The following is a 14,626-nucleotide window of genomic DNA, read 5'->3' as shown; positions in this document are numbered from 1 at the left end:
CTGTTTCAAACCAAAAACTTATGCTTTCAGCTTGAAGCGGCCGCGCAGGTAGGCCAGTGCCTGGCCGTGGGCTTTGGTGGCGTATTCCTTGTTGAACTTGGGGTTGGAAGGGTTGGCGAAGGCGTGGTCGGCATCGTAGCTTTCGATGGTAACGCTTTTGCCGGCGGCGGTCATGTCCTTTTTGAACTGGCCCACCACTTCGGGGTTAATCCATTTATCCTGGCTGGCAAAAATGCCCAACACGTCGGAGTTCAGGCTTTTGAGCTTGGCCACGTCCTTCTCGGGCATGCCGTAGTACATCACGCAGCCCACCGTTTGCTTGCCGCCGAGCAGGGCTTCCTGCAAGCTCCAGCCGCCGCCGAAGCACCAGCCGATGCTGGCAAACAGGGCCTTGGGGCCGGCGTACATTTCCACGCCTTTGAGGATAGCCGTGGCGCGCTCGGTTTTCACCTCGCCCATGTATTTGCCGGCCTCATCGGGTGTGGTGGCTATTTTGCCATCGTAAAGGTCCACGGCGATGACGTTGACATCGGGCATTTCGGTGGCGAAAGTGGCGGCTTCTTTCTTGATGTAGTCATTCAGGCCCCACCACTCGTGAATCACGAACAGGTATTTATTCGAAGGCTTGGCGCTCTTAATTTCGAAACCGTGACCGGAGGTGCCGTCCGGGGTTTTGAATTCAATCATCTTGCCCTCGCCGGCATAGGAATAGGGCAGGGGCGCATCGTGGCCGCCCGAAAAATCCTTGTCGGTGGCGAGCATGGCGAAGGCTTCGGTGGCCGAGGCCGACAGGTTGCCGGCGGGGCGGGCGCAGCAGCTGGCCATCTTTTGGGCCGAAGCCGAGAAGGTGAGGCCGAGCAGCGCAGCGCCGAGGGTAAGTAACTTTTTCATGGAGATTGGTAAGAATTGAAACGAATGAGCCTACCCAACAGCTAACCCGGCAAAACTTCCCGCAAAATGTTGCGAAGTTTCGGCAATTCGCGCGCCGCCCGGCTGCGCAGCGCAGCCGATTTGGTGGTGCGCAGGGCCGTTTCGGCGGTAGCCACTACTTCAGCGGCCAGCTCGGGGTAGGGGCCAGCCAGGCGGGCGGCGGCCGTGAGGGCGTAGGCCCGCATGGTCACCGGCTCGCGGGGAGCCCGCAACATCGCCAGGCAGGCATCGAAGGCCAGGGCCTGCCATTCTTCGGGCACCGGCACAAATTGCAGCACCCGCGCCACGGCCCGCCGCACGGCCGGGTGCTGCTCCGGGCTGGGCTGGGCGGCGGCCAGCAGGCCCGGAAGGTGGGGCACCAGCCATTGGGGCCGCCGTTGGCCCACCCAGCCCAACACGTCGGCGGCCAGCTGGCGCTCGCGCTCCTGGCCGTACCAGAATAGTTGGAGCAGCTCGGCCAGGGCCGTGGGATGGGCGCAGGCGTAGTCGGCCAGCCGCTGGGTCTGGCGCGCCGAGTGTTCCCGCAGCAGCTCGGTTCGGAGGTTCATGAGGGCAAGGTAGCGCGAACTTTTAGTTCGCGTCCTGGCACTGTTCGAGTTGCTTTAACGGCGCGGGGACGCGAACTAAAAGTTCGCGCTACGCCGGAATCCCGGTTTCAATTGACGCGCCCAACTCCGTGAGCAGCGCAAATAGGCCCACGTAGGTCCGGTTCAAATAGATAAAATGCGCGGAGCCGCGCGGTTCGCGCTGCTTGCGCAGCTCGGGGTCAGCCATCAGGTCATCGCCGAGGGCGTAGAGGGCGGCCATGTATGCCGGGTCGCCGAAGTCGAACGTAGCCTGGCGGAAGGGGCGGCCCACCAGCTCCAGCGACACGCGTAGGGTGCGCAGGTAGAGGGCACGCATGGCGGGCGCATCATCGGGGCGGAGTACGCCGGCCTGGGTGAGCAGGGCTTCGAGGCGGGCTCCGTCGGTGAAGGTTTCGGGAGCCAGCAGGTCCTTGAACAGCTGATACACGTCCATTGGTACGTCCTTCACGCAGCCGAAATCGAGTACGCCGAGGGTACCGCCGTGGTCGGCCCGCATCAGGAAATTGCCGGGGTGCGGGTCGGCGTGCAGCTGGTGCAGAGTGTTGAACTGGAACTGGTAGAAATCCCACAGCGCCTGGCCGATTTGGTTGCGGATTTCCTGGCTGGGGTTGGTGGCCAGAAACTCCTTGAGGTGCTGGCCAGGCAGCCAGTCCATCGTCAGAATGCGGGCCGTGGAAAGTTCGGGATAGTAAGCCGGAAACTCCAGATGCTGCAGTCCCTGGCAGCTGGCCGCGATTTCCTGGCCGCGCCGCAGCTCCAGTTTGTAGTCGGTTTCTTCCAGCAAACGGGTTTCGACTTCTTCCAGATAAGGCCGCACTTGAGCTTCGCTTAGGCCCATCACGCGCAGGGCAATGGGCTTCACCAGCCGGATATCCGACTTGATGCTGTCGGCCACGCCGGGGTATTGCACCTTCACGGCCAGCTCTTTGCCGTCTTTGCGGGCAAAATGCACCTGCCCGATACTAGCCGCCTGCCGCGCCTCGGGCTCAAACTCATCAAACAGTTGGTAGGGCGACTTCCCAAACGCATCACGAAAAGCCTTGGTTACCAGCGGGCCGGACAGGGGCGGGGTCGAGTACTGGGCTTTGGCAAACTGGTCGGCATAGGCCGTGGGCAGCATGTTTTTTTCCATGGCCAGCATCTGAGCTACTTTCAGCACGGAGCCTTTCATCTCGCTCAGCGTGCCGTAGAGTTCGGCGGCGTTGGCGGCGTGCAGGTCCTCGGTGGTCGACTCCGCGCCCACGGCCTTCTTGGCGTAATGCTTTATGTAATTGGTGCCGACGTTGAAGCCGGTTTTGGCAAAGCGGGCGGCGCGGGCCACCTTGGTGGTCGGCAGGGAAGTTTGGGGTTCGTCGGACATAAGGGTAGGGGCGGGGCTTGCCCCCGCCCGAATCGTCAGGTGTTTGTCGTTGAGCGAGTTCGTTCAACGATTCAGGCGGGGGCAAGCCCCGCCCCTACATTCTTACTTTCTAACCAGAAACCGCACGAAATCCACGGCCGAATCAATCGTATTGCGGCCCACTAGGTCGAAGCTCAGGGTCACGGCTTTCTCCACGGCGGCATCGGTGCGCTCGAAGTTCAGGGTATCGTCCTTGGCAAAATAGCCGAGCACGAACAGCGCCTGCTGCCAGAAAAAGCGCGGGTAGCCGTCCTGCACCAGGGGGCGGTTGGCGATTTCGCCGCTCACGCGGCCATCGCGCAGCAAATCGCCCACGAAGTATTCAAAATCCTGCCGGAAATCGTCCAGCACGCGGGGCGACAGCGCGGGGATGCGGTGCAGCGAGCGGCGCAGGCTCATCAGGGCATAGGAGCGGTTGCTTTTAAGGATTTCGAGCAGCGTGTAGTAAAACGCCAACAGCTTTTCGCGGCTGCCGTAGCCTTCCCACACGGGCTCGGCGGCGGCGGTTTCGCGCGCCTGCCGGCCGAAGTCAGCCCAGATTTCCCGGTCAATGGCTTCGAAATTCGGGTAGCTCTGGTAAAATTCTGACTCGGCCAAACCCAGCTGCTGCGTGAGCTTGAACACCGATTGCGGCGGGTGACCTTCGTTGAGCACGAAGTCGAGATAAGCTTGTTTGATGCGGTCCTTTTCCATGGAACAACAACCGCTTTGCAGGCCTTACGGTTCGGCGGCCAGCCCACTAAAAACCAATAGCTTTTCAGGCTTAGCTCGCCGCTATCCGCGCCGCCCGGAGGGCTTCCACGGCCCGCTCGCGGCCGAACTTGTGTTCCACAATTGGCGCGGGGTATTTGGCGGTCCCAATTTCCGGTACCCAGCGCTTTACGTACTCCATTTTGGGGTCGACCTGCGCCAGCTGGCTGTCGGGGCTGTACACCCGGAACCAGGGGGCCGAGATGGCCCCGGTGCCGGCCATCCACTGCCAGTTACCCACGTTGTTGGCCATTTCGTAGTCCAGGAGTTTGTCGGCAAAATACCGCTCGCCCCAGCGCCAGTCGATGAACAAATGCTTGACTAGAAAGCCGGCCACGGTCATGCGCACGCGGTTGGGCAGGTAGCCGGTTTGGTTGAGCTCGCGCATGCCGGCATCTACCAGCGGGTAGCCGGTGCGGCCTTCGCACCAGGCCCGGAACTCCTCTTCATTGTTGCGATACGGGACGTCCCGCATCTTGGGGTCGTAGGCTTCGGTAGCGGTGTTGGGGAAATGCCAGAGCAGCATCATGAAGAAATCGCGCCAGATGATTTCAGCCAGCAGCTTCTGATTTAGCTCTTTCGCCTGTTTCATGGCTTCGCGCACGCTTAGCGTGCCGAAGCGCAGATTCAGCGACTCGCGGGTGCTGCCGTGGGCGTTGGCGGGCGTATCGCGGGTTTTGTGGTAGTTGCGCACGATACTTTCGGCCGGCAGCTTCACCGGTGGGAAGTACTGCTCCTTGCGCTCGAACCCCATGCTTTTGAGCGTGGGCCGGACTCCTGCTTTCTCTTTAGCAACGTGGTGCAGATTGACTTTCTGAAACGTCTTTTTAGAATCGCAGGGCTCCAAAAGCGCATCCGTCAGCTTGGCCGTGTAGGCTTTCAGGTACGCCCCGAAAACCTTGGGCACGGTGCCCGATTTGGTCATGATTTCGTCTTTGGCGAAGATGACTTGGTCCTTATAAGTGTGAAATTCCACGCCGTGCTTCTTCAGCAGCTTAGCTACCGCGGTGTCGCGCTTGGTGGCGTAGGGCTCGTAGTCTTCGTTGGTATGCACGGCGGCCACGTCAAAGTCTTTCAGCTGCTGCTCCAGCACCGCCAGCGGCTGGCCATAGCGGGCCAGAAAAGTGCCGCCGGCCGCCTCGGTCTCCTGCGCCAGCTTTTCCACTTCATCATAAATAAAAGTGAGCCGGGCGTCGGCCTTCTCGGGCAGGTGGTCCAGGATTTCCTTATCGTAGATGAACAAAGGCACCACCGGCAAGCCACTGGCCAGCGCCGCTGCCAGCCCCGCGTTGTCGTGGATGCGCAAGTCGCGCCGGTGCCAGAAGATGCAGATTTTCATGGCGCTAGCTACTTCAGTTTGCCCATGCCGCCGTCCACGGCCATCGTCTGGCCGGTGATAAACGAGCTGTGGTCGGAGAGCAGAAACGAGGCCGTATAAGCCAAGTCCTTGGGCTGGCCAATGCGCTGCAAGGGGTGGCGCTTGCCGCCAGCCTCCACCTTCTCGGGCGAATTGAGCAGGGCAGCGGCCAGAGGCGTGTTGGTGAGCGAAGGCGCGATGCAGTTCACGCGCACGCCGCTGGCGGCATACTCGGCGGCCAGGGCACGGGTGAGGCCCTCCACGGCGGCCTTGGCGGTGGCAATGCTGGCGTGGAAACTCATGCCCGTATCGGCCGCCACGGTGCTGAATAGCACGACGGAAGCCGTGCCTTCGGCCTTCTTCAGGCGTTTCATCACGGCTTGCAGCACCCGCACCGCGCCCAGCACGTTCAGGTCGAAATCGGCGGCGAAATCGGCCACTGGTATCCGCTCAAACGGGCGCAGCTTGATGCTTCCGGGGCAGTACACCACGCCGTGCAGCACGTCGGGCAGGGCATCAAAAGTTGCTCCGGCTTCCTGGGTGGCATCGTAGTCGAAGTGAGTGGTATTGAGCGCGGCCAGCTCCGGCGAGCGATGCCGCGAAGCCGTGAACAGGTGCGCGCCGAGGCCGTGGAGCAGCGTGGCCGTAGCCAGGCCAATGCCGGAGGAGGCACCGATAATCAGAATATTTTTGTCGGAAAACTGCATGGGTGGGCAAGATGGTTAATGCGTGTTGGCTAACCTCATTTGCGCGTGGTTGTTTGCCCAGGGGCACCGGCTATACCCTCAGAATACTGAATAAATGGTAAATAGTCTGGTTGCGGTAAGGGGTTGCAGGCTGACATCGGCGAATGAGGCAACAATTTGATAACACAGGGCCTTGCTTACTGGCTCGCTGCCTATTGTGAAAAGCGCAAACGTTTGTATTCGGGATTGCCCAGCCTTTGACGTAGTTTCGCCGTATCCGCGCCAAACGCTCCCTTGCTTCTATGAACATAACCAAACTCCTGGTCGCCAACCGTGGCGAAATTGCGATTCGCGTCATGCGCGCCGCCACCGAGCTCAACATCCCCACGGTGGCCGTGTACACCTACGAGGACCGCTACTCGCAGCACCGCTACAAGGCCGATGAGGCCTACCAGATTGGCCGCGACGACGAACCGCTCAAGCCGTATCTGAACATCGAAGGCATCATCTGCATAGCCAGGGAAAACGGCGTCAATGCCATCCATCCCGGCTACGGCTTTCTATCGGAAAACGCCACGCTCTCGCGCCGCTGCGCCGAGGAAGGCATTATTTTCGTCGGCCCCCGCCCCGAAGTCATGGAAGCCCTCGGCGACAAAGTGCGCGCCAAGGAAGTGGCCCAGCAGTGCCAAGTGCCCCAAATCGAGAGCAGCGCGGCTGATTTGGTCGACTTTGAAACCGCTCAAGCCGAAGCCAACCGCATCGGCTACCCCGTGATGCTGAAGGCGGCCAGCGGCGGCGGCGGGCGCGGCATGCGCATCATCCGCGACGATGAGCAGATGGAAAAGGGCTTTTTTGAGGCCCGCAACGAGGCGCTGAATGCCTTCGGCGATGACACGGTATTTCTGGAGAAATTCGTGGAGCGCCCCAAACACATTGAGGTGCAGCTGGTGGGCGACCACCACGGCAACCTTGTTCACCTCTACGAACGCGACTGCTCGGTGCAACGCCGCTTCCAGAAAGTGGTGGAAGTAGCGCCCGCCCTGAACCTGCCCGACCACCAGCGCCACCTCCTGTATGAGTACGCCCTGCGCATTGGGCGGGCCGTGGGCTACGACAACGTGGGCACCGTGGAATTCCTGGTGAACCCCGAGCAGGACCGGATTTACTTCATTGAAGTGAACCCGCGCATTCAGGTGGAACACACCGTAACCGAAATGATTACGGGCGTGGATTTGATTAAAACCCAGATTTACATCGCCGCCAACTACAAACTCAGCGACCCCGAAATCGGCCTCGGCCCCGACGTGGTGCCGCTGCGCACGGGCTTCGCGGTGCAGTGCCGCGTGACCACCGAAAACCCCGCCAACGACTTCAAGCCCGACTACGGCACCATCGTGGCCTACCGCTCGGCGGGCGGTTTTGGCATCCGGCTCGACGAGGGCTCGGTGTACCAGGGTGCGGTGGTGTCGCCGTTTTTTGATTCGCTGCTGGTCAAAATCTCGGCCCACGCGCCCACCCTGCACGGCGCGGCCCAGAAAATGCTGCGTGCGCTCGATGAGTTTCGGATTCGCGGGGTGAAAACCAATATCCCGTTTCTGAAAAATATCGTTGGCAACGAGGAGTTCCAGACCGGCCACGCCACCGTCGATTTCATTAAGGACCACCCCGAATTATTCCAGTTTGATGCCCGGCAGGACCGCGCCACGCGCCTGCTCGGCTTCATCGGCGAGACGGTGGTGAACGGCAACCCCGACGTGCGCCACCTGCTCGACCCGCGCGCCAACCCGCGCCAGCCGCGTATTCCCGCCTTCGAGTACACCGCGCCCACCCCCGGCACTAAGCAAAAGCTGGATGAACTCGGCCCCGAGAAATTCGCGGAGTGGCTGCGCAACGAGCCCCTCATTCACTATACCGACACCACCCTGCGCGACGCCCACCAGAGCCTGCTCGCCACCCGCATGCGGACCTGGGACATGCTGAAAGTGGCCCGTGCCTACGCCCAGCAGCATCCCCAGACCTTTTCACTCGAAGTCTGGGGCGGCGCGACCTTCGACGTGGCCCTGCGCTTCCTGCACGAAGACCCCTGGGAGCGCCTCGCCAAACTGCGCGAAGCCATCCCGAATATTCTGTTGCAGATGCTCATTCGCGGGGCCAACGGCGTGGGCTACAAGGCCTATCCGGATAACCTGACGGAGCGGTTCGTGATGCAGGCAGCCGAAACCGGCGTGGACGTATTCCGCATTTTCGACTCGCTGAACTGGATGAAAGGCCTGGAATCCTGCATCGGTTTCGTGCGCAACAAAACCAACCGCCTGGCCGAGGCCAGCATCTGCTACACCGGGGACATTATGGACCCAAACCGTACCAAATATACCCTCGACTACTACCTCAAGCTGGCCAAGCAGCTCGAAGATGCGGGCGCGCACATCCTCTGCATCAAGGACATGGCCGGCCTGCTGAAGCCTTACGCCGCCACTGAGCTCATCGCCGGCCTGCGCGATACCGTGAAGCTGCCCATCCACCTGCACACGCACGACACGTCATCGCTGCAAGCCGCCACCTACGCCAAAGCCGTTGAGGCCGGCGTGAATGTCATCGATGTGGCGCTGGGTTCGCTCTCGGGCCTCACCTCGCAGCCCAACTTCAACTCGGTGGTTGAAATGCTGCGCCACACGCCGCGCCACCGCGAGTTCAACCAGCATTCTCTCAACGAGTTCAGTAACTATTGGGAGGCGGTGCGCGAGATGTATTATCCGTTCGAGTCGGGCCTGAAAGCTGGCACTTCGGAGGTATTTCAGCACGAGATTCCGGGCGGGCAGTATTCTAATCTGCGCCCGCAGGCGGCCTCGCTGGGCCTGCTCGATAAATTCGAGGAAGTGAAGCAGCGCTTCGGCGACGTGAACATGATGTTTGGCGACATCGTAAAGGTGACGCCCAGCTCTAAAGTGGTGGGCGACATGGCGTTGTTTATGGTTTCCAACGGCCTCACGCCCAAGGATGTGATGGAGAAGGGCGAAACCCTGAACTTCCCGGAGTCCGTGCGCGAGCTGTTTCGCGGCGACATTGGCCAGCCCGAGGGCGGCTGGCCCGCCGAGTTGCAAAAGCTCATTCTCAAGAACGAAACGCCCTTCACCGACCGGCCCAACGAGCACCTCGCGCCCATCGATTTCGACAAGGAATGGGCCGCTTTCCAGGAGAAATACCCCAACGGTAAGTTCACGGACCTGCTCTCGTCGCTGCTCTACCCCAAGGTGTTCGAAGAGTACTGGGCGCACCGCCAGAAGTTCGGCAACGTGAGCAAGGTGCCGACTTCGGCGTTCTTCTACGGCCTGAAATCGGGCGAGGAAACCATTATCGAAATTGCCCGGGGCAAGTCGGTTATCGTGCGGCTGGAGTCGGTGGGTGACATCAACGAAGAGGGCGAGCGCACCATCTTCTTCACCCTCAATGGCCAGACCCGCAATCTGCAGGTGCGCGACCAGTCGGTGGAAGTCACCAAAATCAGCAACGCCAAAGCTGACAAGGCCAACCCGCGCCAGATGGGCGCGCCGCTTCAGGGCATGCTCAGCAAAGTGCTGGTGAAGCCCGGCCAGGCCGCCCCCAAAAACACCCCGCTCTTCGTCATCGAAGCCATGAAAATGGAAACCACCATCACCGCCCCGCAGGACCTCACCGTGGCCGAAGTAGTGCTGGCCGAAGGTGCCCGCGTATCGGCCGATGACCTGGTTCTGACTTTGAGCTGAAACACAGAGCCAGTAGGGGCGGAGCTTGTTCCTGCTTGCCGTTGAACGAAATCGTTGCAGCGGCGGGCGCGGACAAGCCCCGTCCCTGCATTGCACTAATTCACACCGTCACTTTTCGCATGAAAAATATTCTTCTTCTTCTTCTTCTTCTTCTTCTTCTTGGCGGACTGCTCGCCGCCCTGCCTGCCACCGCCCAGAAACTTGCGAAGAAACCCACCACCAAAGTCCTCAGCGTATCGACGGCCACGGTAACGCGGGTCGTCCAGACCCTGGCCGCCGATGACATGCAGGGCCGGGGCACCGGCCAGGCCGGCGGCCTGAAAGCGGCCCGGTTCCTGGCCGCCGAGTTCAAGCGTATCGGTCTGAAGCCGTTGCCCGGCCAAACTGGCTTCGAGCAAATCCTCACCGTGTATCAGGGCCTGACCAGCCCGGTGGCGGCCGTCATCAACGACCAGACAATGGCACCGTTGCAGGCCGTAGCCATTTCCGGCCAGCCCACCCTGCGCTGGACCAGCGAGGATGCCCAGCCCCCGGCCGTGGTCGTCATCGGCCCCGAGCCCGCCGAGCGCGGCAAAATGTTCTCCTACTTGCGTCCCACGGCCAACACGCTGGTATTTGTAGACACGGCCCAGGCCAAAGTATTCCGCCAGTTGGTTGGTTACGCGGCGCAAGGCACCACCAGCGCCGAGCCGCCGAAACCCTTCTCGACGGTGTTTGTGCTGGGGCCTAAGCCGGCAGTGCTCACCTATCGCATCAGCGCCAGCAGCGTGATGGAGCCGGTGGAACTGCGCAACATCGTAGGCCAGCTTCCCGGCCACGACCCCAAGCGGGCCAAGGAAAACGTGGTGTTCTCGGGCCACTACGACCACCTCGGCTACCTGAAGCCGGTGGCCGGCGATTCCATCGCCAACGGGGCCGACGACGACGCCAGCGGCACCACCGCCGTGGTGGCGCTGGCCGAATACTTCAAGAAGAAAAACGACAATGCCCGCCCGCTCATTTTCGTAGCCTTTGCGGCCGAAGAAGTGGGCGGCTTCGGCTCGCAGTTTTTCTCGAAGCAGCTCGACTCGCAACAGGTGGCGGCCATGTTCAATATTGAGATGATTGGCAAGGAAGCCAAGTTCGGCCCCAACACGGCCTTCATCACCGGCTACGAACGGTCCGATTTCGGCAAGCTGCTGCAAGCCAACCTAGCCGGCAGCAAATTCAAATTCGAGCCCGACCCGTACCCCGAGCAAAACCTGTTCTACCGCTCCGACAATGCTACCCTGGCCCGCCTGGGCGTGCCGGCCCACACCATCAGCACCGACCAGATTCCGATGGACGGCCTCTACCATTCCGTTGACGACGAAGTGGAAAGCCTGAGCCTGGCCAACATGACGGCCGTCATTCAGGCCATTGCCCAGAGTGCCAGCGGCATCGTGGCCGGCCGCCAGACGCCTACCCGCATCCCGCCCCTCACCGACGACAGCCGGCGCTAGTGCAGATATACCGCCTCCAGCCGCGCCACCGGGGCACTCGTGGCGTTGAATAGTAGCAGCGTGTCGCCGCTGATGCGGTAGGTGCTGGACTGGCCCAGGGCCTGATTAAATTCGTTTTCGGTGGCAATTGCCGGGCAGCTCATGCGCGTGCTCATCAGCGGGCTGAACTTTAGCTCGCCCGCTGTTTCGTTGAAGAAGGTGCCCCGGAAGCGGTTGTAGCCGCCGTTGCCTTCGGCCGTGCCATCGGCGCGGAGCAGCAGGTAAGGCTCTCTGGTATCGGCGGGCACGGCCACGCGCTGACCGGCCAGCTGGCGCGGTACCCAGCGGGTTTCGCGCAGCTGGGCATTGGGGGCCACGCGGGCGGGTGGGGGAGTAGCGGCGGCCGTTCCCTGGGTGGGGCGGGTTTGGCAGCCGGCGGCCAGCAGGGCCAGAAGCAAAAAGGAGAGACGCATAGCAAACGCGTTGAAAAGCTGATTTTACGCAAAAAAGCCCGCGTACTAACGCAGGCTTTTGGCTGAATGTTGTTTTGCGGAGCTCGTGCCCACGGGTTCTATTTGCCTACTTTGAAGGTAAGCCCAGCCCCCACCGTGGTGGTACCAGCCGCCAGGCCACTCACCGCCTGCCCCGCCGTGATGTCGAGGCGCATGGCCGGAATGGGGCGGAAATACATCCCCGCCGTGGTGCCGGTGGTCAGGGCCTGGCGGCCGTAGCCGTAGGCTTCCACGAAGAATCCGGCCTTCTCGCTCAAGGGGCCATTGAGGGCCAGCGTGCCCAGGAACTGACCTTTTTCAATGTCTTTGGTGGTCAGGCCGCGCTGGCTGAAGCCAAAGTTGGCTTCGAGTCCGAACCGCTCGCCAATCTGCTCGCTCACCAGCAGGCGGCCGCCGGGGCCCCAGTTGTTGCCGCGCAGGCCCGCACTGCCCGTGCCCGGTACTGCTGACTCTACTAGAATGGCCACCTGCGTACGGGTGTCGTAGTTGGGCGAAAGCATGAATTTCGCCCCCACCACCACGGGAGCCCAGCCGCTGGAATCGACCCGGCCGGCTTCGGTAGCGCGTGTCGGGCCGTTGTGGAAGTAGGGCTGGCTCACGCGCAGCTCCATGCTGTTGAAAAAGCCGATGCGGAGCGTGGCCGCACTCAGGCTTTGGGCCAGGCCCACGCCCCCAAACTGGCGCTGGAAGCCGGTTTCGAGCTGGATGCGGCCCGGGCGAAGGACCTGGGCGGTGATGGTTTGGCCGGGACGGTCGGCGCGAATGTTTCGCACGAACGGGGCATCCACGTTGGGGTTGTTGTCGTCCGGCGTGTTCTGGGCCAGGGTGAGGCCGGGGCTGCCCAGCAGGGCGGCGGCGGCCAGCAGAGTGGTCTTGCGCATGGCCTAAAGACCGTGGCCGACACGGAATAATTCAAACCGGGTTGCGGTTTGCAGAACTTTCGCCTGATAGTACCATGTGCTTGTTTAATAATGCCACCTTAAGACCGTGTGCCGTACTTTTGCGTACAATCCGCTATTCTATGAAAACAACCGCTACTATTGCCTTTCTGGGACTGATGCTGCTGGCTTCCGGACGCCTGCTCGCGCAGCAGACTTTTCCGATTTACTCGGGCACCGTGCCCGACTCCCAGCCCAGCGCGGTGCAGGAATCCAGCATCACGCTGGCCAACGGCGGCGTGCGGATTTCCAACGTGGTGCAGCCCAACCTTACGGCTTTCCTGCCAGCGGCGGGCACGGCCAACGGCACAGCGGTCATCATCTGCCCCGGCGGCGGCTACGCCCGGCTCTCCATCGACAGCGAGGGCTACGACGTGGCCAAGCGTCTTAATGAGTTCGGCGTCACGGCCTTCGTGCTGAAATATCGCCTGCCCAACGACGAAAGCCAGGTCGACAAGTCCATTACCCCGCTGCTCGATGCCCAGCAGGCCCTGCGCCTCGTGCGCCAGCAGGCCGCCAAGTACAGCATCAACCCCGAACGCATTGGCCTGATGGGCTTTTCGGCGGGCGGGCACCTGGCGGCGTGGGCGGGCACCCAGTTTGCCCGGCCCGTGGGCGACAATGCGGGGACGGTTTCAGTGCGGCCCGCGTTTCTGGTGCTCCTGTACCCGGTCATTAGTTTCAGCGATACGCTCAGGCATCCGGGCTCGCGCGATAACCTGCTGGGCAAAACGCCCTCGGCCGAGCAAATCCGGCAGTATTCCAACGAGCTGCACGTATCGGCCCAGACCCCGCCCACCTTTCTGGTGCATGCCGAGGACGATAAAACGGTGCCCGTGAACAACAGCATCGTGTTCTACCAGGCCTGCCTGCGCCACAGCGTGCCCGCCGAAATGCACCTCTACCCCAAAGGCGGCCACGGCTTCGGGCTCAACAATAAAACCACCCAAGACCTCTGGACGGACCGCCTGCGCAATTGGCTCGACGCCAACGGCTGGCTCTCAAAATAATGCGCAACCTAGTGGCCGTCGGCCTGCTGGCCTTGCTGGCGGGCTGCGAGCAGAAGCTTCATTCCACCAAGTCGGATGCGCGGGCCATGCCCAGCGTGGCGGTCACGCCTGCGCCCCTGCCAGAGCCACCGCCCGCTGCCCACCCGCCCGTGGCCAAGCCCAAGCCGCCGCCCGAAATCCCCGGCTGGGCCCCACCCGTTGCGGCCGATACGCTGGTGCTGCTCAACGGTCAGCCCTACCACCTGCTGCTGGCCGCCGAAACCGACTCGGCCCGCCGCCTCACGGCCACCTACGAGGAAACGCCCGGCCACTTCAAGCGCGTGCGCGGCTTCGAGGGCTACTATACCGTGACGCTGCGCGAGCAATCCGGCCGCCAGGTTTTCAGCCGGAAGTTGCGCAAGGCCGCTTTTTTCAAGAAGGCCGGGGCCGACATCGTGACCGAGAGTGAAGCCTACCTGCCGCAGTTCCTGGGCTATAGCCGGCCGCTGGGCGCGCTGGTTTTTACCCTCGATTTTATGGTGCCCGACAGCGACGTGGGCGGCCAGGTGGTGGTGCTGCTGGACCTGGCCGGCAACGTGCTGCGCCTGAGCGAAGGCCGGGGTCCCGGCGGCGGCCCCGAGTCCGAGCCCACCCTTTCGCCCAACGGCGCGGCCCTGCTCACGGCGTCGGAGCTGCTGCGGCCCGGCCGCCCGCCCCTGCGCTTCGAGCGGCTTGATGCCGAGCTGGTGGGCGCTTCTTTCCTCAGCGACAGCACCGTGCTGGTGGTGTACGCGCCCGGTAAGGCCCACCCCATCCGCTTTGCCGATGGGGTGGAGGGCTACGGCCGCACGCCCACCGTGCAGCAGCAGCGCGCCCCCAATGCCTTCGTGCGCAACATCCGGACCGGGCGCGTGCTGCGCCGCTTCCACTACCACGGCTTCTACGAGGAGATGGGCTACACCATTCCCGGCTTCCAGCTGCGGGCCACCGCCACGCACTACCTGCTCGACGACAAGCGCGGCCTCTACCTGCTGCCGTTGGGCGGCACGGGCGTGCCCGTCGAGATGCGCTTCGCCACCATGCCGCGCTTCACGCCCCCCAAGCGGCTGGCCGAAGTGCGCTTCGAAATCAACAGCGCCGAAACCACTTTCGCCTTCTACGTGGACACCAGCAGCGTGCAGCCGCGCATCCGCTACCAGCGGCTGGAGTAGGGCTGTAGCGCGAACTTTTAGTTCGCGTCTCCACGCCGTTAAAGCCGTTCGGATATCGTGCGGG

12 protein-coding genes are annotated in these 14,626 nt (G+C 62.3%); 4 read left to right on the top strand and 8 right to left on the bottom strand.

Annotated features, from left to right (window positions below):
* Positions 1-18: 18 nt before the first annotated feature.
* The 6 genes from ACVWYF_RS16300 to ACVWYF_RS16275 form a co-directional block, all read right to left on the bottom strand.
* Positions 19-891: a dienelactone hydrolase family protein gene (locus ACVWYF_RS16300; protein ID WP_457069898.1), complete on the bottom strand. Its 873-nt coding sequence runs from the start codon at positions 889-891 to the stop codon at positions 19-21.
* Between the two features lie 41 nt (positions 892-932).
* Positions 933-1,478, bottom strand: coding sequence for a hypothetical protein (locus ACVWYF_RS16295; RefSeq protein ID WP_457069896.1), 546 nt, complete (start codon positions 1,476-1,478; stop codon positions 933-935).
* A gap of 88 nt (positions 1,479-1,566) precedes the next feature.
* Positions 1,567-2,877, bottom strand: a complete 1,311-nt coding sequence (locus tag ACVWYF_RS16290) for an ABC1 kinase family protein (protein WP_457069894.1) — start codon at positions 2,875-2,877, stop codon at positions 1,567-1,569.
* Positions 2,878-2,979: 102 nt separating this feature from the next.
* A complete protein-coding gene (locus ACVWYF_RS16285) occupies positions 2,980-3,609 on the bottom strand; it encodes a TetR family transcriptional regulator C-terminal domain-containing protein (protein ID WP_457069891.1) in 630 nt (209 codons plus the stop codon).
* A 70-nt stretch (positions 3,610-3,679) separates the two neighbouring features.
* Positions 3,680-5,005 (bottom strand): cryptochrome/photolyase family protein, encoded by a 1,326-nt coding sequence (locus ACVWYF_RS16280; protein WP_457069889.1) that lies wholly within the window; start codon positions 5,003-5,005, stop codon positions 3,680-3,682.
* An 8-nt stretch (positions 5,006-5,013) separates the two neighbouring features.
* Positions 5,014-5,730: an SDR family NAD(P)-dependent oxidoreductase gene (locus ACVWYF_RS16275; RefSeq protein WP_457069887.1), complete on the bottom strand. Its 717-nt coding sequence runs from the start codon at positions 5,728-5,730 to the stop codon at positions 5,014-5,016.
* 281 nt (positions 5,731-6,011) lie between these two features.
* Here ACVWYF_RS16275 and ACVWYF_RS16270 point away from each other — a divergent pair, with 281 nt between their 5' ends.
* Entirely contained in the window at positions 6,012-9,452 is a 3,441-nt protein-coding gene (locus ACVWYF_RS16270) for a pyruvate carboxylase (RefSeq protein ID WP_457069885.1), read from the top strand.
* Positions 9,453-9,571: 119 nt separating this feature from the next.
* On the top strand, positions 9,572-10,933 hold the full coding sequence (locus ACVWYF_RS16265) for a M20/M25/M40 family metallo-hydrolase (protein ID WP_457069883.1): 1,362 nt from the start codon (positions 9,572-9,574) through the stop codon (positions 10,931-10,933).
* On the opposite strand, the gene ACVWYF_RS16260 is transcribed toward ACVWYF_RS16265, so the two are convergent.
* Positions 10,930-11,385 carry an META domain-containing protein gene (locus ACVWYF_RS16260; protein ID WP_457069880.1) on the bottom strand — a complete coding sequence of 152 codons (456 nt, stop codon included), beginning with the start codon at positions 11,383-11,385 and terminating at the stop codon, positions 10,930-10,932. The two genes, ACVWYF_RS16265 and ACVWYF_RS16260, sit on opposite strands and share 4 nt — an antisense overlap.
* 98 nt (positions 11,386-11,483) lie before the next feature.
* On the bottom strand, positions 11,484-12,305 hold the full coding sequence (locus ACVWYF_RS16255) for a transporter (protein WP_457069877.1): 822 nt from the start codon (positions 12,303-12,305) through the stop codon (positions 11,484-11,486).
* Between the two features lie 140 nt (positions 12,306-12,445).
* Here ACVWYF_RS16255 and ACVWYF_RS16250 point away from each other — a divergent pair, with 140 nt between their 5' ends.
* Both ACVWYF_RS16250 and ACVWYF_RS16245 read left to right on the top strand, forming a co-directional pair.
* A complete protein-coding gene (locus ACVWYF_RS16250; RefSeq protein WP_457069875.1) occupies positions 12,446-13,372 on the top strand; it encodes an alpha/beta hydrolase in 927 nt (308 codons plus the stop codon).
* Positions 13,372-14,562: a hypothetical protein gene (locus ACVWYF_RS16245; RefSeq protein ID WP_457069873.1), complete on the top strand. Its 1,191-nt coding sequence runs from the start codon at positions 13,372-13,374 to the stop codon at positions 14,560-14,562. The genes ACVWYF_RS16250 and ACVWYF_RS16245 overlap by 1 nt, the downstream gene beginning before the upstream one ends.
* Positions 14,563-14,626 lie beyond the last annotated feature (64 nt).

Source organism: Hymenobacter sp. UYAg731, assembly GCF_054061335.1.
Note: the sequence above shows the minus strand (reverse complement) of the source record. Positions and strands in the feature narration are given on the sequence as shown.

What these genes read in the sequence shown, in the direction of transcription:
- ACVWYF_RS16300 (WP_457069898.1), bottom strand. Translation starts at nt 891, where the DNA reads ATGAAAAAGTTACTTACCCTCGGCGCTGCGCTGCTCGGCCTCACCTTC.
- ACVWYF_RS16295 (WP_457069896.1), bottom strand. Translation starts at nt 1,478, where the DNA reads ATGAACCTCCGAACCGAGCTGCTGCGGGAACACTCGGCGCGCCAGACC.
- ACVWYF_RS16290 (WP_457069894.1), bottom strand. Translation starts at nt 2,877, where the DNA reads ATGTCCGACGAACCCCAAACTTCCCTGCCGACCACCAAGGTGGCCCGC.
- ACVWYF_RS16285 (WP_457069891.1), bottom strand. Translation starts at nt 3,609, where the DNA reads ATGGAAAAGGACCGCATCAAACAAGCTTATCTCGACTTCGTGCTCAAC.
- ACVWYF_RS16280 (WP_457069889.1), bottom strand. Translation starts at nt 5,005, where the DNA reads ATGAAAATCTGCATCTTCTGGCACCGGCGCGACTTGCGCATCCACGAC.
- ACVWYF_RS16275 (WP_457069887.1), bottom strand. Translation starts at nt 5,730, where the DNA reads ATGCAGTTTTCCGACAAAAATATTCTGATTATCGGTGCCTCCTCCGGC.
- ACVWYF_RS16270 (WP_457069885.1), top strand. Translation starts at nt 6,012, where the DNA reads ATGAACATAACCAAACTCCTGGTCGCCAACCGTGGCGAAATTGCGATT.
- ACVWYF_RS16265 (WP_457069883.1), top strand. Translation starts at nt 9,572, where the DNA reads ATGAAAAATATTCTTCTTCTTCTTCTTCTTCTTCTTCTTCTTGGCGGA.
- ACVWYF_RS16260 (WP_457069880.1), bottom strand. Translation starts at nt 11,385, where the DNA reads ATGCGTCTCTCCTTTTTGCTTCTGGCCCTGCTGGCCGCCGGCTGCCAA.
- ACVWYF_RS16255 (WP_457069877.1), bottom strand. Translation starts at nt 12,305, where the DNA reads ATGCGCAAGACCACTCTGCTGGCCGCCGCCGCCCTGCTGGGCAGCCCC.
- ACVWYF_RS16250 (WP_457069875.1), top strand. Translation starts at nt 12,446, where the DNA reads ATGAAAACAACCGCTACTATTGCCTTTCTGGGACTGATGCTGCTGGCT.
- ACVWYF_RS16245 (WP_457069873.1), top strand. Translation starts at nt 13,372, where the DNA reads ATGCGCAACCTAGTGGCCGTCGGCCTGCTGGCCTTGCTGGCGGGCTGC.